This window comes from Streptomyces sp. NPDC033180, assembly GCF_055577645.1.
Map to the genome: position 1 here is coordinate 170279 of NZ_JBVIPU010000009.1, position 25410 is coordinate 195688.

Consider the following 25410-nt stretch of genomic DNA (forward strand, 5'->3'; position numbering starts at 1 on the left):
CCCGCCCCGCGGGTTGGGGCGGACAGGTTCTACGGTGGCCCGCGTGACTGCCAATACCGATGACCCGCAGATGTCCGCCCACCCGGGCCGCACAGGCCGCACCGCGACCACCGAGGCCGAGCCCCGCGAGGTCGGCCAGGTTCAGACGACGTACGCCCCGGCCCACGACGGCGATCCCGACCCGGGCGAGATCGTCTGGACGTGGGTGCCCTACGAGGAGAACGACGGGCGCGGCAAGGACCGCCCCGTCCTGGTCGTGGCCCGCGAGGCGCGCGGCACGCTGCTCGCGGTGCAGCTCTCCAGCAAGCAGCATGCGAACGACAGGGAGTGGGTGCCGATCGGCAGCGGGCCCTGGGACCGGGAGGGGCGCGAGTCGTGGGTGGACATCGACCGGGTGCTTCGGGTGCACGACGCGGGCATGCGACGCGAGGCGTGCGCGCTCGACCGGATGCGGTTCAACCTGGTCGTACGGCGGTTGCAGGAGCGCTACGGCTGGCGCTGAACGCTTCGCCGCACTCGTAGTGATGAACCTGCGGGCCGGTGGGGGCTGGTCGCGGTCGCGCAGCTCCCCGCGCCCCTTACGGGGCCCTTGAACCCCGCGCCGAACGTCTCCTCGAAGGCGGCCCGCGTCACCGCGCCGCGCGTACGGTCGAGCACCCCGAACACGATGTGCTCGAAGTACCCGTGGAACCGGCCGCCTTCGTCGATGAGCACCCGGAACGCGTCCGCCACCCGCGCCGGGTCGTTCTGGAAGACCCCGCAGCCCCACGCCCCGAGCACGAGTCGCCGGTACCCGCAGGCCACGGCCGTCTCCAGGACCCGGTCCGCTCGCCGGGCCAGGGCGGACGGAAGGTCCTTCGCACGCTCGGGGGCCTGCCGCAGCACGACGCCCGCGTTCGGCGCCGCGGACGTCAGGAAGCCGACCGTGTACGCCTCGTCGAGGAGCTGCCCCCGGTCGTCGCGGAAGACCGGCACGGCCGGGGAGTGGATCACCCGGTCGCTGTAGAAGGGGTCGCGGTGGGCGCGGTGGTGGTCGTAGAACTCCCGGGCCGCGCGCACGCACGTGTACAGAGCCGAGGCCCGGCACAGGGCCTCCTCCTGCGCCTGGGCGCCGTTCAGATAGCCGCCGCCGGGATTGCGCGCGGAGGAGAAGTTCAAGGCGGCCACAGGGCCCCCTTCCGCGGCCGTCAGGCGGCGAGTGGCCTCCAAGCTGCTCTCTCCGGTGACCTCGACTACCGTGGGGATCAGCTCGGGCGGCGTCACGGGAGTCACGGGCGGCACGTCCAGGGCCGCCGGACCGAACATCCGCGTGCCGGAGCGCGCGGCGTCCACCGCATCCGCGATCACCACCTCGCGGCCACCCGGAGCGGCGTACCGCCCTGCTGCCACGATTTCCTCGGTCTGCTGCGCGATGCCACGCAGTCGCGCACTCATGCTCGCTCCCCCGACCCGACCTCCGCTGCCCTGTCCCCCGTCTCACACATGAACGCATGGTGAGCTCTTCCCGTCGCCCGCCGCAACAGAATTCCCTGGCATCGACTCGACCCCAGGGGCACTCTTGTGCGAATGGCCGACCTGGTCTTGGGTGGGACGAGCGCTGCCAACTCAGTCGGCACCCAATCGAGTTGACCGGGTGGTCCACAACCGCTGGACCAGGCAGAACTTGAACAGGAGGACCCCTGCATGCCCGAGGGCGACTGTACGACGTACCGCGCGAAGTACGGCACCGCGGTATCCGAGTCCGAAGCGGAGGCGCTGGTCACCGGCATCTGCTTCAAGACCGGGCCACCCCGCGTCACCGGTGTCGAACTGGAATGGCTGATCCACGAGCCGAACCGGCTCCATCTGCCCGTGTCCCCCGCCCGCCTCGAAGCGGCCTACGCCGCACTGCGGGCCCTGCCCCTGCACTCCCTGATCACCGTCGAACCAGGCGGCCAGCTGGAGCTCAGCTCGCTCCCCGCCGCCTCGCTCATGGAGTGCGTATCCGCCGTATCGGCCGATCTCTCCCTCGTACGTGACCGCCTCGCCACCCTGGATCTGACGCTCACCGGTCTCGGGGCCGATCCCTGGCGCCCGCCGTCCCGCATCCTGCACCGGCCGCGCTATGACGCGATGGAGCGCTATCTCGACCGCACGGGGCCCGCGGGCCGCCGCATGATGTGCTCCACGGCATCCGTGCAGATCTGCCTGGACGCGGGGCACGAGGAGCCGGGCCCGCTCGGCTACGGACGGCGGTGGCGGCTCGCGCATCTCCTTGGCCCCGTGCTGGTCGCCGCGTTCGCCAACTCGCCGGTCCAGGACGGCCGTTCCACCGGCTGGCGCTCCACGCGGCAGGCCGTGTGGGCGTCGATCGACCCGGGCACGTCCGGCGCCCCGTCGATGGACGCGGAACCGCGCGCGGCCTGGACGCGGCACGCGCTCGACGCACCCGTGATGTTCATCAGAGACCTCAGGGGCGAGGGCGGCGAGGACGACCGGAACGGCACCCCGTGGGCCGTCCCGGAAGGGCTCACCTTCCGCACCTGGGCCCGCTCGGGCGGGCCACGCCCTCCGACCCGCGACGACCTCGACTACCACCTGACCACCCTCTTCCCGCCCGTACGACCACGCGGCCACCTGGAGCTGCGGATGGTCGACGCCCAGCCGGGCCACAGCGGCTGGATCGTGCCGCTCGCCGTGACGAGCGCGCTTTTCGACGACCCACAGGCCGCCGAGACCGCCTATCGCACGGTGAAGCCGCTGGCCGAGCGCGCGTGCCCGCCCGGCGCACCCGCGGCGCCGCGCAGCCCGCTCTGGCTGGACGCGGCGCGGCACGGGCTCACCGACCCGGAGCTGCGCGAGGCCGCGGCCGCGTGCTTCGCGGCGGCGGCCGACGCGCTGCCCCGGATGGGCGCGAGCGCCCAGGTGCGGGAAGCCGTCGCCGCGTACGCCGAGCGGTATGTCGCGCGGGGCCGCTGCCCGGCGGACGACCTGCTCGACGGGCACCTGGACGGCCACCACTACGACCACGAGCACGAGAAGGGCATCCTCCGATGACCGGAACCGTCAGCGACCCCGATGCGCTTCGCCGGCGTGCCCTGGCGGCGCTGCTCGCCGCCAGGGACCGCACCTCGCTCCTCACCACGTGCGTCGAGGAACCCGAACTGACCGCACAGCACTCGCCGTTGATGTCGCCCCTGGTCTGGGACCTGGCGCACATCGGCAACCAGGAGGAGATGTGGCTGCTGCGGGCGGTGGCGGGCCGCGACGCCATGCGACCCGAGATCGACGGCTTGTACGACGCCTTCGAGCACCCGCGCTCCGAGCGGCCGAGCCTGCCGCTGCTCGCGCCCGCCGAGGCCCGCCGTTACGCGGCCGATGTCCGAGGGCGCGCTCTCGACGTCCTGGAGAGCACACCGTTTCGCGGTTCGCCGCTGACCGACGCGGGCTTCGCGTTCGGCATGATCGCGCAGCACGAACAGCAGCACGACGAGACGATGCTGATCACCCATCAGCTGCGCTCGGGCCCCACGGCGCTGACGGCGCCGGACCCCGGTCCCGCGGAGCCGTTCCGCGGACCGGCCGAAGTCCTCGTACCGGGCGGCCCGTTCACCATGGGCACCTCCACCGAGCCGTGGGCCCTGGACAACGAACGTCCGGCGCACCACCGCCTCGTGCCGCCGTTCTTCATCGACACGACACCGGTGACCAACGCCGACTACCAGCGCTTCATCACCGACGGCGGCTATGAGGAGCAGCGGTGGTGGGCCCCCGCGGGCTGGGACATGGTCCGCGGCAACGGACTCTCGGCACCGCTGTTCTGGCGCCGCGAGGGCGGCCAGTGGCTGCGCCGCCACTTCGGTACGGTCGAGGCCGTGCCGCCCGACGAGCCGGTCCTGCACGTCAGTTGGTACGAGGCGGACGCTTACGCCCGGTGGGCGGGGCGGCGGCTGCCCAGCGAGGAGGAGTGGGAGAAGGCCGCCCGGCACGACCCGGCGTCCGACCGCTCGATGCGCTACCCGTGGGGCGACGCGGACCCCACACCCGAGCGCGCGAACCTGGGCCAGCGCCATCTGCGTCCGGCCCCCGCCGGCAGCTATCCGGCCGGCGAATCCCCGCTCGGCGTACGCCAGTTGATCGGTGACGTGTGGGAGTGGACCGCAAGCGACTTCCTGCCCTATCCGGGATTCGCCCCCTTCCCCTACCGCGAGTACTCGGACGTCTTCTTCGGCGGTGACTACAAGGTCCTGCGTGGCGGGGCGTTCTCCGTGGACGAGGTGGCGTGCCGGGGCACGTTCCGCAACTGGGACCATCCGATCCGGCGGCAGATCTTCTCCGGGTTCCGCACCGCGCGCGACGCGAACCCGGCGGAGGCCTCCTGATGTGCCGTCATCTGGCGTTCCTGGGCCCCGATGAGCCTCTCGGCAAGCTCCTCGTGGACCCTGTGCACAGCCTGTTCCGCCAGTCATGGGCGCCGCGTCGGCAGCGCTACGGCACGGTCAACGCCGACGGCTTCGGGGTCGGCTGGTACGCCGACGGCGACCCGGTGCCCGCGCGCTACCGCCGCTCAGGGCCGATCTGGGGCGACCAGTCCTTCGCGGACCTCGCCCGTGTCGTCCGCTCCTGCGCCGTGCTCGCCGCGGTGCGCGACGCGACCGAGGCGGGCGCCGACGGTGAGGCCGCGGCGGCGCCGTTCGCCGCAGGGACCTGGCTGTTCAGCCACAACGGCGCGGTCACCGGCTGGCCCCACTCGCTCGCAGCGGTGTCCCGCCTCCTGCCGCCCGCCGACCTCCTGTCCATGGAGGCGCGCTGCGACTCCGCGCTGGTGTGGGCGCTCGTCCTGCACCGGCTGCGCAGTGGCGACGACGAGGGCCAGGCCCTCGCGGACACCGTGGTCGAGGTCGCCGAGGCGGCCCCCGGGTCGCGCCTCAACCTCCTGCTCACCAATGGCGAGACGATCGCCGCGACCGCCTGGGGCGACACCCTCTGGTATCTCGCCGAGCCGGGCCGCCGCACCGTCGTGGCCTCCGAGCCCTACGACGACGATCCGCACTGGCGACAGGTGCCCGACCACACTCTGCTCGCCGCGAGCCGTACCGATGTCCTGCTGACCCCGCTCAAGGAGCCCACCGCGTGAGCCCGTTCCAGCTGACCCGCACCCTGCCGCGCGACGCCACCGACGCCGCTCTGCGCGCCGACGTCCTGCACGGCCTCACCCGCACGCCCAAGACGCTGCCGCCCAAGTGGTTCTACGACGCGCGGGGCAGCGCGCTCTTCGACGAGATCACCACGCTCCCGGAGTACTACCCGACGCGCGCCGAGCGCGAGATCCTGCAGACCCGCGCCGCGGAGATCGCCGGGGCGACGGGCGCGCGCACGCTGATCGAGCTGGGATCGGGCTCGTCGGAGAAGACCCGCCACCTGATCGACGCGCTTCCCGGTCTGCACACGTACGTCCCCGTGGACGTGAGCGAGAGTGCGCTCACCGGCGCCGCGAACGCCCTGATCGCCGCGCGCCCCTCCCTCAACGTGCACGCCCTGATCGCCGACTTCACCCGCGGCCTCGCCCTGCCGGGCACGCCGGGCCCGCGTCTGGTCGCCTTCCTGGGCGGCACGATCGGCAACCTGCTGCCCGCGGAGCGCTCGGCGTTCCTGGCGTCGGTGCGCACCCTGCTCTCCCCCGGTGACGCGCTGCTGCTCGGCACGGACCTGGTGAAGGAGGAGTCGGTGCTCGTCTCGGCGTACGACGACGGGGCGGGCGTCACGGCCTCCTTCAACAAGAACGTCCTGACCGTCATCAACCGCGAGCTCGGCGCGGACTTCGACCCCGACGCGTTCTCGCACGTGGCCGCCTGGGACAGCGAGCACGAGTGGATCGAGATGCGCCTGCGCTCGCTGGCCGTCCAGACGGTGAAGATCCCGGCACTGGACCTGGCGGTCGACTTCGACCGCCACGAGGAGATGCGGACGGAGATCTCGGCGAAGTTCCGTGAGGAGGGCGTACGTTCCGAACTGGCGTCGGCGGGCTTGAAGCTGACCCACTGGTGGACGGACGAGCGGGCGCGCTTCGCGCTGTCGCTGAGCGAGGCGCGGTAGGGGGCCGGCGCGAGGGGCCCGTGACCCTCACGGCCCGCTGACGTCCAGTTCCCGGGTGATCCGGCGCGAGGCCGCCTTCGCCTCCGTCGCCGGGTCACCCCCGGTGAGCACCTTGGACATGTACGCCTTGATGGGGTTGTCCGCCTCCACCGCCGCCCACTTCGGCGAGGCCGGTGTCGCCCGGCCCCGCGCGGCGCCCGCGGCCATCGCGGCGACGCCTTCCTCGCCCGAGACGGCGGAGGCGAGGGTCGTCTTGTTCGGCACGTAGTTCATGGTCCGGGCGAGGTCCGTCTGCCACTTCTTGCCTGCCAGCGCCTCGATCACGGCGACCGCGCCCGCGCGGTCGTCCGTCTTCCCGCGCACCACGAGGTCGGAGCCGCCGGTGAAGACGGCGCCCGGCTTCGCCGCCGTCTTGCCCGGGACGGGGAAGTAGCCGAGTTTTCCCTTCAGTTCGGGATTCGCCTCCTCGATGGCCCGCGCCGTGCCGGGCACGGCGACGATCTGCGCCACGTCCCCCTTGGCGAATATCCCTGCCTGCGGCGGATGCTCCTCGTCCGCGTCGCGAGGGCCCTCGCCCAGGGCCTGCAGCTGACGGTAGAACTCCATGCCCCGCAGCGCCGCGGGAGTGTGCAGGCTGCCCTCCCACACGCCTCGCGACCCCTTGTCCTCCGTGGCAAGATCGCCGCCCTCGTCCCAGATGAAGCCGGCCAGGGTGTACCAGTCCTGCCCTGCCAGGTAGATCCCCTGGCTGCCGCCGGAGTTGAGCCGTCGCGTAGCGGCGATCCACTGCTCGCGCGTCCTGGGCGGCCGCTCGATTCCGGCCTGTGCGAAAAGGTCCTTGTTGTAGATGACGACGCGGTTGGCGGCGTACCAGGGGATGCCGTATTGGCTGCCGTTGTAGCGCCCCGGCTCGGCGAGGCCCGGCAGCCAGTCCTTCATGCCGAGGTCGCGTGCGGACTCCAGGGTGAGGTCGTAGAGCCCGCCCTCGTCGACGTACTGAGCGACCTGGGTGTTGCCGACCTCGATGACGTCGGGCCCGTCATCGGCCTTGAGCCCGGCCTTGACCTTGCCGCCGATGCCGGTCCACTCCTGGAGGCGTATCTCCAGATCGATGGCGCCGTTCCGCTGCTCGAAGTCCGTGGTGAACCGCTTGATGAAATCCGCCGACGCGCTGCCTCGCATGAGCCACACAGTGACCGTCCGCTTGTCCTGACCCCCGCCCGGCAGGACGCCGCATCCGGGGAGCAGCGCGGTGGCGGCGAGGACGAGGGACACGGACACGGCGGCGCGGCGGTGCGGTTTCACGTGGGTCACTTTCTGCCTGCGGACAGGGAAGGTCGGCCCGACGCGGGGGGTGAGCTGGCGGCTCGAACGGGTACGGCTGGATTTTGGTCTGTACCAATGGGTCGGTCAAGGGGGAACGGCACCGGACTCGGAGATTTCGGTGCGCCCCTCGCTCACCACCTCGCGCACGGCCGCGTGGTGGGGCACGGTGGAGTGACGTCACCCCACAGCTGTGCGGTCACCACACGGCGGAGAGGAACACCCTCATGTCCGACCACACCTATCGGGTCACCGAGATCGTCGGCACCTCGCACGAAGGAGTCGACCAGGCCATCCGCAACGGCATCACCCGCGCCTCGCAGACGCTGCGTTCGCTGGACTGGTTCGAAGTGACCCAGGTGCGCGGCCACATCGAGAACGGCGAGATCGAGCACTACCAGGTGGGCCTGAAGGTCGGGTTCCGCCTTGAGGACGGCGACAGCGCCTGACCCCGCCACCGAGCCCACCACCGAGCGGTCACGTCCGCCCCTCGCGCTCCTGAGCGTCTTTCAGCGCGGCGGACGTGCTCGCCCAGCGCGCTCGTACGACCTTGAAGCCCGCCCGCTCGGCCTCGTCGCACACCAGCTCGTCGTCGTCCACCAGCATCCGGACCTCGCGGGACCCGGAGATCCGCCGCAGGATCTCCAGCTTGGTGCGGCGGGCGGGCCGCCGGTCGTCGTTCCGGCGCATCCAGACGCGCCCCTCCGGAAGCCCCTGCGCCGCCAGCCACGCCACGGTGTCCTCGCGGCACCGCTCGGGCCTGCCCGTGAGGTAGACGACCTCGCACTCCCGCGCGCTCTTCAGGGCGAGAGCCACGCCCCGCTCCAGCGGCGGGTCGTCCGGGGCCGCCGCGAAGAAGGACGCCCAGTCCCGCGGCTTGCGCTCCAGGAAGCGCTGGCGGTGCGCGGTGTCCGCGAGCGTGTTGTCCAGGTCGAATACGGCAAGTGGCCTGCTGTCGTCCGTCACGCGCCCAGCGTAGGCAGTCCCCGCGTCGGCCCCGCCCCGACCCCGACCCCGGGAATCCCGGCGCCGCTCAGGCGTTGAACCCGGTGTGACCTCAGTGATCGGTTCAACCCGCTACTCCGTCCTCGACCGTTCCCGCACCCGCGAGGGGCACGACGGCCCCGAGGCGCTGCGTGACACCGTGCGCCTCGCCCAGGAGCTCGAAGGGCTCGGATACCACCGCCTCTGGGTGTCGGAGCACCACGCGGTACCGGGCGTCGCGGGCTCCGCGCCGACCGTCCTGGCCTCCGCCGTCGCCGCGGCGACGCGCACGATCCGGGTCGGCACGGGCGGCGTGATGCTGCCGAACCATCAACCCCTCGTCGTCGCCGAGCAGTTCGGCGTCCTCGAAGCGCTTTTCCCCGGGCGCATAGACATGGGGCTCGGCCGCTCAGTGGGGTTCACCGACGGGGTGCGCAAGGCCCTTGGCCGGGACAAGCACGACGCCGACGACTTCGCGGCGCAGCTCACCGAGCTCCTCGGCTGGTTCCGCGGCACGTCCGACACCGGAGCGCACGCCCGCCCCTCCGAGGGCATGACCGTCCCGCCGTTCGTCCTGGCCATCGGCGAGGGCGCCACCATCGCGGCGCGGGCCGGGCTCCCGATGGTCATCGGCGACATCAGAAGCCGCGAGAAGATGCTCCGCGGCATCGAGCACTACCGCGCCTCCTTCCGGCCCTCCGTCTGGTCGAGCGAGCCGTACGTCGTCGTCTCGGGCACGATCGCCGTCGCCGAGACGCCCGAGGAGGCCCGCCGCCTGCTGATACCGGAAGCCTGGTCGATGGCGTACTCGCGCACTCACGGCACCTTCCCGCCGCTGCCCCCGGCCGAGCGCATCGAGGCACCGGAGATGCGGATGACCGAGAAGGAGCGCGGTTTCTACGAAGCCGGTCTCGTCGGCCACATCCACGGCACGGAGGAGCAGGTGGCCGACGATCTTGAGACGCTGGTCAAGGAGAGCGGCGCACAGGAAGTGCTGGTCACGACCAGTACGTACGACCGTGAGGGCCTGCTCGACTCCTTCCGGCGCCTGGCCCGGGTCGCGGGTCTGGCCGGGACCTAGAATCGTGGGGTTTGCCCCCGAGCCGCGTACGGAGTCCCCATGCACAGCCCCCACGATCCGTTCGTACGTGTCCGGGGTGCCCGCGAGCACAATCTCCGGAACGTCGACGTGGACGTTCCGCGTGACGTCCTCGCGGTCTTCACCGGGGTATCCGGCTCGGGAAAGTCGTCCCTCGCCTTCGGGACCATCTACGCGGAGGCTCAGCGCCGCTACTTCGAGTCCGTCGCCCCGTACGCCCGACGGCTGATCCACCAGGTGGGGGCGCCCAAGGTCGGTGAGATCACCGGCCTGCCCCCTGCCGTCTCGCTCCAGCAGCGGCGCTCGGCGCCCACGTCCCGCTCCTCGGTGGGCACGGTCACGAACCTCTCGAATTCCCTGCGCATGCTGTTCTCCCGCGCGGGCACCTACCCCAAGGGCGCCGAGCGGCTCGACTCGGACGCCTTCTCACCGAACACGGCCGCCGGGGCCTGCCCTGAGTGCCATGGCCTCGGCCGCGTACACCGCACGACCGAGGAGCTCCTGGTCCCCGACCCGTCCCTCTCCATCCGCGAGGGCGCGATCGCGGCCTGGCCCGGTGCCTGGCAGGGCAAGAACCTCCGCGATGTGCTCGACGCCCTGAGCCACGACGTCGACAGGCCCTGGCGCGAGCTGCCGCAGGCCGACCGGGACTGGATCCTGTTCACGGACGAGCAGCCGGTGGTGACGGTGCACCCGGTGCGGGACGCGGGCCGCATCCAACGCCCGTACCAGGGCACGTACATGAGCGCCCAGCGCTATGTGATGAAGACCTTCTCGGACTCCAAGAGCCAGACCCTGCGCGCCAAGGCCGAGCGGTTCCTGGCGAGCGCCGACTGCCCGGCGTGCGGCGGCAGCAGGCTGCGCCCGGAGGCGATGGCGGTCACGTTCGCGGGCCGCACGATCGCCGATCTCGCCGCGCTTCCGCTCTCTGATCTTGCCAAGTCCCTGGAGAGCGACGCGGGTTCGGAGGCTGCCCGTGTCCTGACCGCGGACCTCCTGGCCCGCATCGCCACGATCACCGAGCTGGGCCTCGGCTATCTGAGCCCGGACCGCGCCACGCCCACCCTCTCCACGGGTGAGCTGCAACGGCTGCGCCTGGCGACCCAGTTGCGTTCGGGGCTCTTCGGCGTCGTGTACGTCCTGGACGAACCGTCGGCGGGTCTGCACCCGGCGGACACGGAGTCCCTGCTCACCGTCCTGGACCGGCTCAAGGCCGCGGGCAACTCGGTCTTCGTCGTGGAGCACCATCTCGATGTCATGCGCCACGCGGACTGGCTCGTCGACGTGGGTCCTGACGCGGGCGAGCACGGCGGGCAGGTACTGCACAGCGGCCCGGTGGCGGATCTGGCCGGCGTCACGGAGTCCGCGACGGCCCGTTTCCTCTTCGATCGCGAGCCCGCTCCCGCCCGCGAGGTGCGCGGCCCGCGCGGCTGGCTGAAGGTCGGCCCCGTCAGCCGGCACAACCTGCGCGAGGTGACGGCCGAGTTCCCGCTCGGCGCCTTCACCGCGGTCACCGGCGTCTCCGGCTCGGGCAAGTCCACGCTCATCGGCGAGGTCACCGAGGAGCTGGCGGGCGTGGGCCGCCTGGTGTGCGTCGACCAGAAGCCGATCGGCCGCACGCCGCGCTCCAATCTGGCCACCTACACCGGCCTCTTCGACGTCGTGCGCAAGGTCTTCGCGGCCACGGACGCGGCACGCACGCGGGGGTACGGCGTCGGCCGATTCTCGTTCAACGTCGCGGGCGGGCGGTGCGAGACCTGCCAGGGCGAGGGGTTCGTGAGCGTGGAGCTGCTCTTCCTGCCCAGTACGTACGCGCCGTGTCCCGCCTGCGGGGGTGCGCGCTACAACCCCGAGACCCTCGAAGTGACGTACCAGGGACGGAACATCGCGGAGGTGCTCGACCTGACGGTGGAGGCGGCGGCGGAGTTCTTCGCGGACACCCCGGTGGTGGCCCGCAGTCTGCGGACCCTCCTCGACGTGGGTCTCGGTTATCTGCGCCTCGGGCAGCCCGCGACGGAGCTGTCGGGCGGGGAGGCCCAACGCATCAAGCTGGCCAGCGAGTTGCAGCGGGTCCGGCGCGGCCACACGCTCTACCTCCTGGACGAGCCGACGACCGGACTCCACCCGGCCGACGTCGAGGTCCTGCTGCGCCAGTTGCACGGCCTGGTCGACGCCGGCCACTCGGTGGTGGTCGTCGAGCACGACATGGCGGTGGTGGCCGGCGCGGACTGGGTGATCGACCTGGGTCCGGGCGGCGGTGACGAGGGCGGCCGGGTGGTCGCTTCGGGGCCGCCGGCAGTAGTGGCGCAGGCCGAGGGCAGCCGGACGGCGCCGTATCTGGCGCGAGCGTACGGCGGGGTTCACTGAGGTTGGTACACACCAACTCCTTGACGGCGCCCGGGAGTCTGCCTTAAATCAAGTACTGAACAAAGCGTCGGGGTTGATCGCTCGCCGCGTTCAGTCCTTGATGTCGCGTTGTCATGCGCATGCCCTGATGCGCGCATGCCCTGATGCCCCCCCGTACCTCGCACCCCCCCACTTCCTCGCCACCCCCACGTGAAGCGATGTGATGACAGTGCACACCTCTTGGCGCCGCCGTGCGGCGCTCACCACCGCCGCCCTGGCCTGCTGCGCCACGGCGCTCACCGGACTCCCCTCCGGAGCCTCGGCGGCCCCCTCCCCCACCTCCACCGCCGGTGCCGCCGCGGCCCCCACCTTCACCGACGACTTCAACGGGCCCGCCGGCTCCGCGGTGGACGGCGGCAAGTGGCAGATCGAGACCGGCGACAACGTCAACAACCACGAGCGGCAGTTCTACACCTCGGGCAACAAGAACGCCGCCCTCGACGGCCAGGGCAATCTGGTCATCACCGCCCGCAAGGAGAACCCCGAGAACTACCAGTGCTGGTACGGCCGTTGCGAGTACACCTCGGCCCGCCTCAACACCTCGGGCAAGTTCACCCAGACGTACGGCCATGTCGAGGCCCGGATGAAGGTGCCGAAGGGGCAGGGCATGTGGCCCGCGTTCTGGATGCTCGGCGCCGACATCGGCAACGTGGGCTGGCCCCAGAGCGGCGAGATCGACGTCATGGAGAACGTCGGCTTCGAACCCGGCACCGTCCACGGCACGCTGCACGGCCCCGGCTACTCGGGCTCGGGCGGCATCGGCGCGGGCTACACCCTGCCCGGCGGCGAGGCCTTCTCGGACAAGTTCCACACCTTCGCGGTGGACTGGTCGCCCAACAAGGTCACGTGGTCCGTGGACGGCAACGTCTACCAGACCCGCACCCCGGCCGACCTCGGCGGCAAGCAGTGGGTCTTCGACAAGCCCTTCTTCCTGATCCTCAACCTCGCGGTCGGTGGCTACTGGCCCGGCGACCCGGACGGCAGCACGACCTTCCCGCAGCAGCTCGTCGTCGACTACGTCCACGTGACCACCAACAACTAGTCGACACAGCCTAGTTGAGGCGCGCGAGCTGGTGCGCGGCCTCGCGGGTCGCCGGATACAGGTCCAGGTAGAGCCCGTAGAGCCGGTCGTAGACGGCCGAGGTGGTGGCGTCCGGCGCGACCACCTCGACCGTCGGGTTCCAGTGCGCGATGTCGCCGGGCTCGGCAAGACCGGCCCCGACGGCCGCCAGGAACGCGTCGCCGTACGCGGCTCCGATGGTGTGGCGCGGCAGATGCTGCACGCGTCCCGTCACGTCGGAGACGATCCGGGTCCACAGCACACGGGCGCCACCGCCGACCGCGACCAGGCGGTCGGCCGTGGCGCCCGCCTCGGTCATGGCGGCGAGATTGTGCCGCACACCGTAGGCGGTGGCCTCCAGGGCGGCCCGGTAGAGATGGCCGCGGCCGTGCCGCAGTGTCAGGCCGTGGAGGAGTCCTCGCGCGTCGGGGTCGAAGAGCGGGGTGCGCTCCCCCGCGAAGTACGGCAGCATCAGCAGCCCCTCGGCCCCGGGCGGCAACGCGCCTGCTTCCGCGGTCAGTTGCTCGTACGAGGTGCCGGTGAGGTCACGCAGCCAGCCGGTGACCGCGCCCGAGGTCGCCATTCCGGCGGCAAGGCAGTAGGTGCCCGGGAACGCGCCCGCCGTGCCCCACAGGTGCGGGCTGGTCAGCGGCTCCGGCAGGATGCCTACCAGGAACATCGTCGTGCCGTACATGAGCATGAGGTCACCGGGGGCGGCGACGCCGACACCGGCCGCTTCCGCCCAGGCGTCGACCGTGCCCGCGACGACGGGGGTGCCCGCGGGGAGGCCGGTGAGGGCCTCGGCCCCAGGGGTCACGGCGCCGACGACGTCGGCAGGCCAGACCAGCTCGGGCCACTCGAGGCCCGGGGCGATCTCCTCGCAGCGGTCATCCATCCAGGCTCGGGCGGCGAGGTCGTACAGCGGAGTGCACTGACTCGCCGAGTGGTGGTCGAGGACGTACCGGCCGGTGAGACGGTGGACGAGGTACGAACTCGCCATGTACCAGCGGTGGGTGGCGCGATAGGCCGCCGGTTCGTTGCGGCGCAGCCAGGCGAGCTTCGGGCCGATCGCCTGGCTGGTCAGGGGCGAGCCGCAGCGGCGGATGATCTCCTCGGGGCCGTAGCGCTCGTTCTGGTCGGCGATCTCGGTGCCGGCCCGGGTGTCGATGCCGTACAGGATGGCAGGGCGGACCGGCGTGCCCTCCTCGTCGACGGGGAGCAGGCAGGGGCCGATGCCGCTGACCCCGACCGCGGCGAGCGATTCCCCGACGGGCAGTGCGGCCAGCAACTCCCGTGCCAGCGACCGGAATTCGGGCCACCACACGCCGTCCGCGTCGTGCTCGAACCAGCCGGGGTGCGGTGTGGACGTCGTGTGCTCGCGCTGCGCCTGGGCGAGGAGCGTGCCGTCGGGGCGGACGAGGACGCCCTTGGAGGAGGACGTCCCGATGTCCACGCCGAGCAGGAGGCCGGCGGTGCGGGGCACGGTGGTCGAGGTCATGGCTGTGGAGGTCATGGCTACGGCACGATCGCGTCCACGTAGCCGCCGTCGACGCGGATCGCGCCGCCCGTCGTGGCGGAGGCCAACGGAGAGCTGAGATAGACCACCATGTGCGCGATCTCCTCCGGCTCGATGAGCCGCTGGATCAGGGACTGCGGGCGGTGCTTGACCATGAATTCCCGCTGCGCCTCGTCCCAGGGCAGGGCCGAGTCGACCAGTTCGTACACGAAGTCCTCCACGCCGCCGGTGTGCGTGGGGCCCGCGATCACGGAGTTGACGGTCACGCCCGATCCGGCGGCCTCCTTCGCGAAGCCCCGGGAGACCGCGAGGAGGGCGGTTTTCGACGTGCCGTAGTGAATCATCTCGGCGGGAATGACGATCGCCGAGTCGCTGGCGATGTTCTGGATCCGGCCCCAGGAGCGCTCCTTCATCCCGGGCAGATAGTGACGGATCATGCGGACGGCGGTCAGTACGTTGACCTCGAAGTAGCGGCGCCATTCGTCGTCGCTGATGTCGAGTGCCGGCTCCGCACCGAAGATGCCCAGGTTGTTGATGAGGATGTCCACGCGGGGAACTGCCGCGAAGACCTGCGCGGCGCCTTCGTCGGTGGAGATGTCACCGGGAGCCGGGAGGAGTTCGGCACGGCCGTGCTCCTCCTTCAGCCGCTCGACGGCCTTGTCGACGGAGGCGGCGGACCGTCCGTTGACGGCCACCCGGGCGCCCGCCCGGGCCAGGCCGACCGCGATGGCCGCCCCGATTCCCTGGGTCGATCCGGTGACGAGGGCGGTCTTGCCGGAGAGATCGACGAGCATGCTGCTACCTCCTGCTGCGGTGCGACTGTGTGGCCCCCCGAACGCGAACCCCCGCCTTGTCCCCCAAGGCCAGTAGATCACTCCGGAGGACTCAACCATGCGTCTTCCGGTAGGCGGTCGGGGTCACGCCCACTTCTCTTCGGAAGATCGTCCGGAAATTGGCGGCCGATCCGAATCCCGTCGCTCCGGAGATCCTCTCGACCGACCAGTCGGACGACTCAAGGAGCCGGCGCGCACCGAGAATCCGCTGGAGCGCGACCCACTGCATGGGGGGCAGGCCAGTCTCGCGCACGAAACGACGGATGAGGGTCCGCCGCGACAGCAGGCTCTGGTCGGCAAGCCGCTGCACGGTGATCGCGGCTCCCAGGTTGTCGAGCACCCACTCCCGCGTTGCCCGCAGGCTGTCGCGCGGTGGCGCGGGCACGTCCCTGTACTGCGGTTCGTTCGCGCCACGCGTGGAGGAGAAGACGAGGTCCTTCGCCACGCCGTCCGAGGCGGTCGTACCGAAATCCCTCTCGACGACATGGAGGCACGCGTCGATTCCGGCGCCTCCGCCCGCGCACGTGAGAAGGGCCCCGTCCTCGGTGAACACCCGATTCTCGACGACGTCCACCAACGGATACGCAAGACGGAGTTCTTCGGTATGGCGCCAATGCGTCGTGGCCGACTTGCCGTCCAGAATCCCGCAGGCCGCGAGCGCGAACACCCCTGTGCAGATGGCCACGACACGGGCACCCCGTTCGACGGCGATCCGCAGTGCCTTCAGGTACGCGTCCGGGACCGGGACGTGCGGTTCCTCATAGCCGGGCACGACGACGATGTCGGCCGATTCAACATCGGCGAGCGACGCCCCGCCGCTCACATCTGCGCGCACGAGGACTCGATAGCCCGGATGCCGCCCGAAGACATGCTCAGGAATGCTGACGTCGAGCGCGAACACACGCGGCATCACCAGGATCGCGACCACCGTCCGGCCTTCCGCGGATCCCAACTGCGCCCCCTCGTACCTTCGCGGACCTGATGCCGGCTCTGGCACGATCCTTGCCGTAAGTGGCACAGCCGAGCCTGGTCCGCCCCGGAACTGCCTCATACCGTCGGCCTCATGAGCAGCGCACAGCAAGTCGAGAGTTTCGGCGTCCCGTGGGAAAAGACCTACGGGTACGTACAGGCGGTCAGACGCGGCGACACCATCTACCTCTCCGGCCAAGTGGCCCACAGCGGGACGGAAGTCGTCGCTCCCGCTCCCCTCAATGATGCCGCACTGGTCACGGACTTCTCCCTCATGGGCGATCAGCTGCGCCAGTGCTACGCCAACGCGGCGGAACTGCTCCGGCGCTTCGGCGCATCGCTTGACGACGTCGTCGAGGAAGTCATCTACGCACTCGATGTCGACGCGGCTGACGCCGTGGCGGGACCGGTGCGCAAGGAGGCCTACGGTCGGCCGGACCCCCAGGTGGCGAGCACCATGATCGGCACCCCTCGGCTCGCCTTCCCGGAGCTGCTTGTCGAGGTCAAGCTCATCGCCCGGGTCTGACGGACGACCGCTGCCTCAGACGGCGAGGGTCTGCTTCAGGGCGGCGAGGCCGTCGCTGAAGATGCCGTGGAAGAGGGCGACGACCTCGTCCTCACCGACCCCCACCGGCGTGAAGACGCCGCACCACTCGACGCGGGACGCCTCCTGTCCGGGCACCTCTCGCACGGTGAGGGTGGCCACGTAATCCGTGGCGGGGAAGGGAGCCTTCAGGATCGAGTAGCTGTAGGTGCGCGCCTTCTCGTCGAAGGTCAGGAGGCGCTCGATGATGACGCCGCCGTCCTCGCTCGTGAGAGTGCGCACGCGGCCGCCCTCGCTGGACTCGCTGGCGGGGATGAACGGAAGCCAGTCGGGCAGCGAGTCGAAGCCGCCGATGAGCTGCCAGACGCGGCCGGCCGGTACGGGGATCTCGATGGACGCGGAGGTGGAAGCCACGGGTTCTCCTTGTGAGAGGTACGAGGGTGTGGGCGGGGGCAGTTGGCGGTCAGGCCGTGGGAACCGGCGCGTCCGCGGCGATCAGCTTCTCCGCACGCAGGTCCCCCCAGAACCCGGCAGGGACACTCTCGCCGAGCGCGGCGACGTCCTCGGCTATGCGACTCGGCTTGGTGGCCCCGGGGATCGCCGCGACCGTCGCCGGGTGGGCGAGGGAGAACTGCAGCGCGGCGGACTTGATGCCGACCCCGTGCCGCTCGGCGAGCGCCTTGATGCGCTCGACCTTGGCGATGATCTCCGCGGGCGCCTTCTGGTACTCGAAGTGCTGTCCGCCCGCCAGAATGCCCGAGCTGTAGGGACCGCCCACGACGATGTCGACGTTCCGGGCCTCGGCGGCCGGGAGCAGGCGCTGGAGGGCGCGGTCGTGGTCGAGGAGGGTGTAGCGGCCGGCGAGGAGGAACGCGTCGGGCCTCGGCTCGTCCAGGTCGAGGGTGAGTTCGAGCGGCTCCACGCGGTTCACGCCAAGGCCCCAGGCCTTGATGACACCCTCGTCGCGCAGCCTGTCCAGGGTGCGGAAGGCACCCGTGCGGGCTGTCTCGTAGGCGGCGAGCCACTCGTCGCCGTAGAAGTCCTGCGCGACATCGTGCACCCACACGATGTCGAGCCGGTCCGTCCTGAGCCGCTTCAGGCTGTCCTCGATGGAGCGGAGGGTGGCGTCGGCCGTGTAGTCGTTGACCATCTTGTTCGGGCGGCCGTGCTCGAAGAGGCCGCCCTTCTCGCCGAGGTCCCGGGCCGCGGGGTCCTCTACCTCGTCCAGGATGACGCGGCCGACCTTCGTGCTCAGGACGTAGTCGTCGCGGGGGTGGCCCGCGAGGACGTCGCCGAGACGGATCTCGGAGAGGCCCGCGCCGTAGAAGGGGGCGGTGTCGAAGTAGCGGATGCCCTGGTCCCAGGCGGCCTCGACGGTGGCCGCGGCCTCTTCGTCGGGGATGGCGCGGAACATGTTGCCGAGCGGGGCGGTGCCGAAGCCGAGCGCTCCGGGGAGGAGGGAGGTGATGCTCATGGGGATTCCTCGCGGTGGTGGGTTTCCGACGGTTTCCTCTGGTTCGGGTTATCCGTCGGCCTTGCGAGTTCGAGGTTAGGATCGATGCTTGAGACTGTCCAAGACTCGCTTGGACACACTTGAGTCCTCCGAGGTCTTACATGCTTGACCTGCGACAACTCCGCTACTTCGTGGCCGTCGCCGAGACGGAACACGTCGGCAGGGCAGCGGAAGCACTGCACATCTCCCAGTCCCCGCTCAGCCGCCAGATCGCCCAGCTGGAGAAGCAGCTCGGTCTCGTCCTGTTCGAGCGCAGCCAGCAGCGCATCCGTCTCACCGCCGACGGCCGGGTCTTCCTGAGCGAGGCCCGCGCCCTGCTGCGGCACGCCGACCGTCTGGAGAATCTCGGCCGCAGGCTGGGCCGCGGCGAGGAGGGCGGCCTGTGCATCGGATACGTGGGCGATGCCATGCACACCGGCGTCCTGCCGGGCGCGCTGCGCACCCTCCAGGAGGAGCGTCCCGGCATCCATGTGGCCCTCTACAGTCTCTCCGCGGCGGAACAGTTCGAGGGCCTGCGGCAGCGCAGTCTCGACATCGCCCTAGTCCGGGAGCCGCCGTCGGGCGACGATCCGGACCTCCTGGCGGCGCCCCTCCTCGAAGACCCGCTGATGCTCGCGCTGCCCGCGGCTCATCCCCTGGCCGCGCAGGCGGAGTTGGCGCCGGGCGACCTGGACGGCCAGGCGTGGATCGCGGTCGAGAACTCGCAGGACCCGGCCTGGCGCGACGCCTTCCTCGCCTCGTGCGTGGCCTCCGGCTTCACCCCGGACATCCGCCTGGACGCCGCCGAGCCGCTCACCGCGCTCGGCCTCGTCGCCTCCGGACTCGGCCTCGCCCTCATCCAGAGGAGCATGGTGCGCGGCACGACGGACGGCGTCGCCGTACGTGAACTGCCCTGGCACAAGGCGTCCGTTCACCTCTGGGCGGCTTGGCACGTCATCGATCTGCGGCCGGTGGTGGCGTCCTTCCGCGCGACGGTCCTGGCGAGCGGCGAGATCGACTGACACGACCCGCCCCTTCGCGTCATTCCCAGTACGACCTTCGCAGCGAGGACTTGGCCAGCTTCCCGGTGGGGGTCCGCGGCAGCGAGTCAGTGAAGTCCACAGAACGCGGCGCCTTGTAGTGGGCGATGCGCTCCCGCACGAACGCGACCAGCTCACGCTCCAGTTCGGGCCCCACGGCCACACCGTCGGCCGGGCGCACCACCGCCTTGACGGCCTCCCCCATCTCCGGGTCCGGCACCCCGATCACCGCGACGTCCGCGACCGCCGGATGCAGCACGAGGCAGTCCTCGGCCTCCTGCGGATAGACGTTCACACCACCCGAGATGATCATGAATGCCTTGCGGTCGGTGAGGAAGAGATAGCCGTCTTCGTCGACGTGCCCGATGTCCCCGGTGGTGGTCCAGTTCGGATGTGTGGGGTGCTGGGCCTCACGGGTGCGGTCCTCGTCGCCGTGGTAGCGGAAGGGGAGTTCCTCGCGCTCGAAGTAGACGGTGCCGGTCTCGCCGATCGGCAGCGGCTCGCCCGCGTCGTCACAGATCCGCAGCTCGCCGAGGAGTCCGTCCTTGCCGACGGACCCGGGCTTGCGCAGCCATTCCTCGGGCGAGATGAACGTGATGCCGTTGCCCTCCGTCGACGAGTAGTACTCGTACAGGACAGGCCCCCACCACTCCAGCATCCGCCGCTTGACCTCGACGGCGCAGGGCGCGGCGGCGTGGATGGCGGTCCTCATCGACGACAGGTCGTAGCGCTCGCGTACCTCGGCGGGCAGCTTCAGCATCCGTACGAACATGGTCGGCACCCACTGGCTGTGCGTGACCCGGTGGCGTTCGACGGCCGCCAGGGCGCCTTCCGCGTCGAAGGTGTCCATGAGGACGACGGTGCCGCCGAGCGCCGTGACGACTCCGCAGAAGCGCAGCGGCGCCGCGTGGTAGATCGGGGCGGGCGAGAGGTAGACGGTGTCCTCGCCGAAGCCGTACATGGCCTGGAAGATCAGCACGTAGGTGCTCGGCTCCTCGCGCACGTCCCCCTCGGGCAGCACGGGCTTGATGCCCTTGGGGCGGCCCGTGGTGCCGGAGGAGTAGAGCATGTCGGCGCCGCGCGGCTGGTGGTCGGGCGGCTGCGCGGACGCCGACTCCAGCGCCTTCTCGTACGTTCCGTCGTCCAGGCCGAGCCTGATCGGCGGGCCGCCCGCCAACTCCGTCACCGCCGCGCCGAATTCGGTGAGCGAGCCGGAAATGATCAGCGCCTTCGCGCCGCAGTCACGGACGATGTACGCGGCCTCGTCCGTCGTGAGGTGGTGATTGACGGCCGTGAGATAGAGGCCCGAGCGCAGCGCCGCCCAGTAGACCTCCAGGGCGCGCGGGTCGTTGTCGCTGAGCAGGGCGAAGTGGTCGCCCCTGCGCAAGCCTGCGGCCCGCAGATGATCCGCGAGCCGCAGGGAGCGTTCTTCGAGCTGTCCGTAGGTGAGGGTCCTCGTGCCGTCGGCGGTGACGACGGCCGGCCTGGCGGGGTCGTACGCTCCCGGGTGCATGCGGCGACGGTACGCGGCCCGAAAGGGCGCGGGGAACTGCGTGACAAGCCACAAACGACCCGCAGATCCCCACAGCCCCACACGATGCCTAGCGGCTCACCTTCCTCGTGGCCCGCAGCCACTCCTTGTTCATCGCGGAGATGGAAGGCAGCGGAATGCCCTTGGGGCAGGCGGTCGCGCACTCGCCGGTCAACGTACAGCCGCCGAAGCCCTCCTCGTCCATCTGCGCGACCATGTCCAGGACACGCGTCTCGCGCTCGGGCGCACCCTGGGGCAGGACACCCAGGTGGTTGACCTTGGCGGAAGTGAACAGCATGGCCGAGCCGTTGGGGCAGGCGGCGACGCAGGCGCCGCAACCGATGCACTCCGCGTGCTCGAAGGCGAAGTCCGCGTCCGGCTTCGGCACGGGCGCCGCATGCGCCTCGGGGGCGGCACCGGTCGGAGCGCTGATGTAGCCGCCGGACTGGATGATGCGGTCGAAGGACGACCGGTCCACGACCAGGTCCTTGACGACCGGGAAGGCAGCGGCCCGCCACGGCTCGATGTCGATCGTGTCGCCGTCCTTGAAGGACCGCATGTGCAGCTGGCAGGTGGTGGTGCGCTCGGGCCCGTGCGCGTCGCCGTTGATGACGAGCGAGCACGCACCGCAGATGCCCTCGCGGCAGTCGTGGTCGAAGGCGACGGGGTCGTCGCCCTTGACGATGAGCTCTTCGTTGAGGGTGTCCAGCATCTCCAGGAAGGACATGTCGGACGAGATGCCGTCCACCTCGTAGGTGGACATGGCGCCGTCGGCGTCGGCGTTCTGCTGGCGCCAGACGCGCAGGGTGAGCTTCATGCGTAGCTCCGCTGAGTGGGGTGGACGTACTCGAAGACGAGGTCTTCCTTGTGGAGGGTGGGAGCCTCACCCGTGGCCGTGAACTCCCAGGCGGCCGCGTAGGAGAACTCCTCGTCCACGCGCGCCGCCTCGCCGTCCGGCGTCTGCGACTCCTCGCGGAAGTGGCCGCCGCAGGACTCGGCGCGATGCAGGGCGTCGAGGCACATCAGCTCGGCGAGCTCCAGGTAGTCGACGATGCGGTTCGCCTTCTCCAGGGACTGGTTGAACTCCTCGCCGGTGCCGGGAACCTTGATCCGGCGCCAGAACTCCTCGCGGATCTGCGGAATGCGCTCAAGCGCCTTGCGAAGACCCGTCTCCGTACGGGCCATGCCGCAGAACTCCCACATCACCTCGCCGAGTTCACGGTGGAAGGAGTCGGGGGTGCGGTCGCCGTCGACGGCGAGGAGCCGGGTGATGCGGTCGGCGGTCTCGTCGAGGACCTCGCGTACGACGGGGTGATCGGCGTCGACCTCGGCGTGGTGCGGATTGCGGGCGAGGTAGTCGTTGATCGTGGACGGCAGCACGAAGTAGCCGTCGGCGAGGCCCTGCATCAGGGCCGAAGCGCCGAGCCGGTTCGCGCCGTGGTCGGAGAAGTTGGCCTCGCCGACCGCGAACAGGCCGGGGACGGTGGTCTGCAGGTCGTAGTCGACCCAGAGTCCGCCCATCGTGTAGTGCACGGCGGGGTAGATCCGCATCGGCGTCCTGTACGGGTCCTCGTCGGTGATCCGCGCGTACATGTCGAAGAGGTTGCCGTACTTGGCCTCGACCGCCTTCTGGCCCATGCGCTTGATGGCGTCGGCGAAGTCGAGATAGACGCCCTGCCCGCCGGGGCCGACCCCGCGGCCCTCGTCGCACACGTTCTTCGCGGCGCGCGAGGCGATGTCGCGGGGCACGAGGTTGCCGAAGGAGGGGTAGATGCGCTCCAGGTAGTAGTCGCGCTCGTCCTCGGGGATCTTGTTCGGCGGGCGGTCGTCGCCCTGGGCCTTGGGGACCCAGATCCGGCCGTCGTTGCGCAGTGACTCACTCATCAGCGTCAGCTTCGACTGGTGGTCGCCGGTGCGCGGAATGCACGTCGGGTGGATCTGCGTGAAGCAGGGGTTGGCGAAGTAGGCGCCGCGCCGGTGCGCACGCCATACGGCCGTGGCGTTGGAGTTCATGGCGTTCGTCGACAGGTAGAAGACGTTGCCGTACCCGCCGGATGCCAGGACCACCGCGTCGGCGAAGTACGTCTCGATCCTGCCGGTGATCAGGTCGCGGGCGACGATGCCGCGGGCCCGTCCGTCGACCACGATCACGTCGAGCATCTCGGTGCGCGGGTGCATCTCCACGTTTCCCGCCGCGATCTGCCGGCTGAGTGCCTGGTAGGCGCCGAGGAGGAGCTGCTGTCCCGTCTGGCCGCGTGCGTAGAACGTCCGGGAGACCTGAACGCCGCCGAAGGAGCGGGTGTCGAGCAGGCCGCCGTACTCGCGGGCGAAGGGCACGCCCTGTGCGACGCACTGGTCGATGATCTCCACCGAGATCTGCGCGAGGCGGTGGACGTTGGACTCGCGGGCGCGGAAGTCGCCGCCCTTGACGGTGTCGTAGAAGAGCCGGTGGACGGAGTCGCCGTCGTTGCGGTAGTTCTTCGCGGCGTTGATACCGCCCTGCGCGGCGATGGAGTGGGCGCGGCGCGGTGAGTCCTGGTAGCAGAACTGCACCACGTGGTAGCCCTGTTCGGCGAGCGTGGCGCCCGCTGAGCCGCCCGCGAGGCCGGTGCCGACGACGATCACGGTGTGCTTGCGGCGGTTGGCGGGGTTGACCAGCTTGGCCTCGAAGCGGCGGGTGTCCCAGCGCTCGGCGACGGGACCGGCCGGAGCCTTGGTGTCGACGACCGGCTCCCCGGTCGCGTAGTCGGCGTACTCGCGGGAGGAGTACGCGCTGGAGGTGTGCTCACGGGAGGAACTCATCTGCTAGCTCACCACTCCGGTCATGACGGCCACGGGTACGACGACGAAGCCCGCCGTCAGGACCAGCGCGAGGCCATTGGCGATGATCTTGAGGGCGCGGTCGCGGGCCGCCCTGCCCGCGCCGAGGGTCTGCGCGGCGCTCCACAGTCCGTGGCGGACGTGGAAGCCGAGGGCGACCACGGCGACGATGTAGATGACGTTGCCGTACCACGTGGAGAACGTGTCGATGATGTTCTGGTACGGGTGCAGGTGCTCGTAGCCGCCCGGGTGCACGGTGCCGGTCGTCAGGTCCAGGATGTGCCAGACGATGAACAGGGCGAGGATGATCCCGCCCCAGCGCATGGTGCGCGTGGCGAAGCTCTTGCCCGCCTTCTTGTTCACGTACCGGGTGGGCCGCGCCTTGATGTCGCGGCGGCTCAGCTGGTACGCGGAGACGGCGTGCGCGACCACGGCGACGACGAGGACGACGCGGATCAGCCACAGCGTCCACTCGTAGTGCATGAAGGGCTCGCCGACCGTGCGCAGCCAGTGGGCGTAGTGGTTGAGCTCCTCGGGCCCGAAGAAGATCTTCAGGTTCCCGATCATGTGGGCGATCAGGTAGAGCAGCATGATCAGGCCGCTCACTGCCATCACTGTCTTCTTGCCGACGGACGAGTCCCAGATCGTGCGCGTCATCGACGACCGTTTTCGGTCCGTCCGCGTTGCCAGAGCCATGGGACCGACGCTAAGGCCGAAAGTCCCGATCGGTCCAAGAGATGGATCAGCTCATCTCGATAGCGAATGGCTATCATCGGCCGTATCCTGACGTGTATGCAGTTCCAGCAACTCCTCTACTTCGTCGCGGTGGCCGAGACCAGGCATTTCACTCGGGCCGCCGAGCAGGTGCACGTATCCCAGCCCTCGCTCTCCCAGCAGGTCCGCGCCCTGGAGAAGGAGCTGGGCGCCGAGCTCTTCAGCAGGGCCCGCGGGAACATCGCGCTGACCGACGCGGGCGAGGCGCTGCTTCCGCTGGCCCGCCGGATCCTCGCGGACGCCGACACCGCCCGGATCGAGGTCCAGGAGCTGGCCCAGCTGCGCCGCGGCAGGATCCGCCTGGGGGCGACGCCCAGCGTCTGCACGGGCCTGCTGCCCGAGGTCCTGCGCGCCTTCCACGACCGCCACCCCGGCATCCAGCTCCTCCTGGAGGAGGGCGGCTCCCACGACCTCGTACGCGAACTGGCGCGCGGAGCACTGGACTTGGCCATCGTGGTGCTTCCGCTCCCGTCACCGTCCCCCGCCCTGACCACCGTCGAGCTGCTCCGCGAGGACCTGGTCGTGGTGTCGTCGCCGGACGTGCGCAAGTTCGGCGGCAGGTCGGTGCGCGTCGCGGATCTGGAGCGGGAACGGCTCGTGATGTTCCGGCACGGCTACGACCTGCGGGAGCTGACGGTCGCCGCCTGCCGGGCCGAGGGATTCGAGCCGGAGTTCGCGGTCGAGGGCGGCGAGATGGACGCGGTGCTCGGCTTCGTGCGGGCCGGGCTCGGGGTGGCGGTAGTGCCCCGCATGGTGGCCGAACGCGCGGGCCGCGGCCTGCGGATGACGCCCCTCGCCCGGCCGACCCTGCACCGCACGATCGCCCTCGCCCACCGCAGCGACGTGGCTCCGCCACGGGCTGCGCGGGAGCTGCAGCGGATGCTCCTGGAGCGGTAGGCGCTCCGGTGCCGTGTCGAGACCGCGGGCCCGGTGGGGGCTGGGCA

Annotated in this window: 24 protein-coding genes; 12 read left to right on the plus strand and 12 right to left on the minus strand. The window is 70.6% G+C overall.

Annotated features, from left to right (window positions below):
- Positions 1-70 precede the first annotated feature (70 nt).
- The gene (locus tag ACZ5WE_RS24290; protein ID WP_467692342.1) at positions 71-502 is read left to right on the plus strand and encodes a type II toxin-antitoxin system PemK/MazF family toxin; all 432 of its coding nucleotides are present in this window, start codon (positions 71-73) and stop codon (positions 500-502) included.
- On the opposite strand, the gene ACZ5WE_RS24295 is transcribed toward ACZ5WE_RS24290, so the two are convergent.
- Positions 487-1434: a TIGR02452 family protein gene (locus ACZ5WE_RS24295; RefSeq protein WP_467692122.1), complete on the minus strand. Its 948-nt coding sequence runs from the start codon at positions 1432-1434 to the stop codon at positions 487-489. The two genes, ACZ5WE_RS24290 and ACZ5WE_RS24295, sit on opposite strands and share 16 nt — an antisense overlap.
- Positions 1435-1683: 249 nt before the next feature.
- On the opposite strand from ACZ5WE_RS24295, the gene egtA reads away from it, so the two are divergent.
- Genes egtA through egtD form a run of 4 tightly spaced genes read left to right on the plus strand, consistent with a single transcriptional unit; the run spans position 1684 to position 6075 of the window.
- A complete protein-coding gene (egtA, locus tag ACZ5WE_RS24300) occupies positions 1684-3036 on the plus strand; it encodes an ergothioneine biosynthesis glutamate--cysteine ligase EgtA (RefSeq protein ID WP_467692124.1) in 1353 nt (450 codons plus the stop codon).
- Complete coding sequence (gene egtB / locus ACZ5WE_RS24305) at positions 3033-4361, plus strand: ergothioneine biosynthesis protein EgtB (protein WP_467692126.1); 1329 nt, start codon at positions 3033-3035, stop codon at positions 4359-4361. The genes egtA and egtB overlap by 4 nt, the downstream gene beginning before the upstream one ends.
- Positions 4361-5116: an ergothioneine biosynthesis protein EgtC gene (gene egtC / locus ACZ5WE_RS24310; protein WP_467692128.1), complete on the plus strand. Its 756-nt coding sequence runs from the start codon at positions 4361-4363 to the stop codon at positions 5114-5116. Before egtB ends, egtC begins: the two co-directional genes overlap by 1 nt.
- Positions 5113-6075 (plus strand): L-histidine N(alpha)-methyltransferase, encoded by a 963-nt coding sequence (egtD, locus tag ACZ5WE_RS24315; RefSeq protein WP_467692130.1) that lies wholly within the window; start codon positions 5113-5115, stop codon positions 6073-6075. The genes egtC and egtD overlap by 4 nt, the downstream gene beginning before the upstream one ends.
- A gap of 27 nt (positions 6076-6102) precedes the next feature.
- Here egtD and ACZ5WE_RS24320 read toward each other — a convergent pair whose 3' ends face one another.
- Entirely contained in the window at positions 6103-7380 is a 1278-nt protein-coding gene (locus ACZ5WE_RS24320) for an extracellular solute-binding protein (protein WP_467692131.1), read from the minus strand.
- Positions 7381-7625: 245 nt separating this feature from the next.
- Between ACZ5WE_RS24320 and ACZ5WE_RS24325 the strand changes: the two genes are divergently transcribed.
- Positions 7626-7847, plus strand: coding sequence for a dodecin (locus ACZ5WE_RS24325; RefSeq protein ID WP_467692132.1), 222 nt, complete (start codon positions 7626-7628; stop codon positions 7845-7847).
- 28 nt (positions 7848-7875) lie between these two features.
- On the opposite strand, the gene ACZ5WE_RS24330 is transcribed toward ACZ5WE_RS24325, so the two are convergent.
- On the minus strand, positions 7876-8364 hold the full coding sequence (locus tag ACZ5WE_RS24330) for a phosphatase domain-containing protein (RefSeq protein WP_467692134.1): 489 nt from the start codon (positions 8362-8364) through the stop codon (positions 7876-7878).
- A gap of 85 nt (positions 8365-8449) precedes the next feature.
- Here ACZ5WE_RS24330 and ACZ5WE_RS24335 point away from each other — a divergent pair, with 85 nt between their 5' ends.
- The 3 genes from ACZ5WE_RS24335 (at position 8450) to ACZ5WE_RS24345 (ending at position 12929) form a co-directional block, all read left to right on the plus strand.
- Positions 8450-9463 (plus strand): LLM class flavin-dependent oxidoreductase, encoded by a 1014-nt coding sequence (locus tag ACZ5WE_RS24335; RefSeq protein ID WP_467692136.1) that lies wholly within the window; start codon positions 8450-8452, stop codon positions 9461-9463.
- Between the two features lie 39 nt (positions 9464-9502).
- Positions 9503-11848, plus strand: coding sequence for an ATP-binding cassette domain-containing protein (locus ACZ5WE_RS24340; RefSeq protein WP_467692138.1), 2346 nt, complete (start codon positions 9503-9505; stop codon positions 11846-11848).
- A 202-nt stretch (positions 11849-12050) separates the two neighbouring features.
- A complete protein-coding gene (locus ACZ5WE_RS24345; protein ID WP_467692140.1) occupies positions 12051-12929 on the plus strand; it encodes a glycoside hydrolase family 16 protein in 879 nt (292 codons plus the stop codon).
- Positions 12930-12939: 10 nt separating this feature from the next.
- Here ACZ5WE_RS24345 and ACZ5WE_RS24350 read toward each other — a convergent pair whose 3' ends face one another.
- From ACZ5WE_RS24350 to ACZ5WE_RS24360, 3 genes are all read right to left on the minus strand, one after another.
- Positions 12940-14460, minus strand: a complete 1521-nt coding sequence (locus ACZ5WE_RS24350) for an FGGY-family carbohydrate kinase (protein ID WP_467692142.1) — start codon at positions 14458-14460, stop codon at positions 12940-12942.
- A gap of 2 nt (positions 14461-14462) precedes the next feature.
- Positions 14463-15257: an SDR family NAD(P)-dependent oxidoreductase gene (locus ACZ5WE_RS24355; RefSeq protein WP_467692144.1), complete on the minus strand. Its 795-nt coding sequence runs from the start codon at positions 15255-15257 to the stop codon at positions 14463-14465.
- Between the two features lie 91 nt (positions 15258-15348).
- The gene (locus ACZ5WE_RS24360; protein ID WP_467692146.1) at positions 15349-16248 is read right to left on the minus strand and encodes a GlxA family transcriptional regulator; all 900 of its coding nucleotides are present in this window, start codon (positions 16246-16248) and stop codon (positions 15349-15351) included.
- 111 nt (positions 16249-16359) lie between these two features.
- Here ACZ5WE_RS24360 and ACZ5WE_RS24365 point away from each other — a divergent pair, with 111 nt between their 5' ends.
- A complete protein-coding gene (locus ACZ5WE_RS24365; RefSeq protein WP_467692148.1) occupies positions 16360-16791 on the plus strand; it encodes a Rid family hydrolase in 432 nt (143 codons plus the stop codon).
- 15 nt (positions 16792-16806) lie between these two features.
- Here the strand turns inward: ACZ5WE_RS24365 and ACZ5WE_RS24370 are convergent, their stop codons facing one another.
- Positions 16807-17223: an SRPBCC family protein gene (locus tag ACZ5WE_RS24370; RefSeq protein ID WP_467692150.1), complete on the minus strand. Its 417-nt coding sequence runs from the start codon at positions 17221-17223 to the stop codon at positions 16807-16809.
- Positions 17224-17272: 49 nt separating this feature from the next.
- The gene (locus ACZ5WE_RS24375) at positions 17273-18283 is read right to left on the minus strand and encodes an aldo/keto reductase (RefSeq protein WP_467692152.1); all 1011 of its coding nucleotides are present in this window, start codon (positions 18281-18283) and stop codon (positions 17273-17275) included.
- 140 nt (positions 18284-18423) lie between these two features.
- On the opposite strand from ACZ5WE_RS24375, the gene ACZ5WE_RS24380 reads away from it, so the two are divergent.
- Complete coding sequence (locus ACZ5WE_RS24380) at positions 18424-19323, plus strand: LysR substrate-binding domain-containing protein (protein ID WP_467692154.1); 900 nt, start codon at positions 18424-18426, stop codon at positions 19321-19323.
- Between the two features lie 19 nt (positions 19324-19342).
- On the opposite strand, the gene ACZ5WE_RS24385 is transcribed toward ACZ5WE_RS24380, so the two are convergent.
- The 4 genes from ACZ5WE_RS24385 to ACZ5WE_RS24400 all read right to left on the minus strand — a co-directional run bounded on the left by ACZ5WE_RS24385 (position 19343) and on the right by ACZ5WE_RS24400 (position 24349).
- The gene (locus ACZ5WE_RS24385; protein ID WP_467692156.1) at positions 19343-20854 is read right to left on the minus strand and encodes an acyl-CoA synthetase; all 1512 of its coding nucleotides are present in this window, start codon (positions 20852-20854) and stop codon (positions 19343-19345) included.
- Between the two features lie 88 nt (positions 20855-20942).
- Entirely contained in the window at positions 20943-21689 is a 747-nt protein-coding gene (locus tag ACZ5WE_RS24390; RefSeq protein WP_467692157.1) for a succinate dehydrogenase/fumarate reductase iron-sulfur subunit, read from the minus strand.
- Positions 21686-23674 (minus strand): fumarate reductase/succinate dehydrogenase flavoprotein subunit, encoded by a 1989-nt coding sequence (locus ACZ5WE_RS24395; RefSeq protein WP_467692159.1) that lies wholly within the window; start codon positions 23672-23674, stop codon positions 21686-21688. Before ACZ5WE_RS24395 ends, ACZ5WE_RS24390 begins: the two co-directional genes overlap by 4 nt.
- A gap of 3 nt (positions 23675-23677) precedes the next feature.
- Positions 23678-24349, minus strand: coding sequence for a succinate dehydrogenase (locus ACZ5WE_RS24400; RefSeq protein ID WP_467692344.1), 672 nt, complete (start codon positions 24347-24349; stop codon positions 23678-23680).
- Positions 24350-24484: 135 nt separating this feature from the next.
- Here ACZ5WE_RS24400 and ACZ5WE_RS24405 point away from each other — a divergent pair, with 135 nt between their 5' ends.
- On the plus strand, positions 24485-25363 hold the full coding sequence (locus ACZ5WE_RS24405; RefSeq protein WP_467692161.1) for a LysR family transcriptional regulator: 879 nt from the start codon (positions 24485-24487) through the stop codon (positions 25361-25363).
- Positions 25364-25410 lie beyond the last annotated feature (47 nt).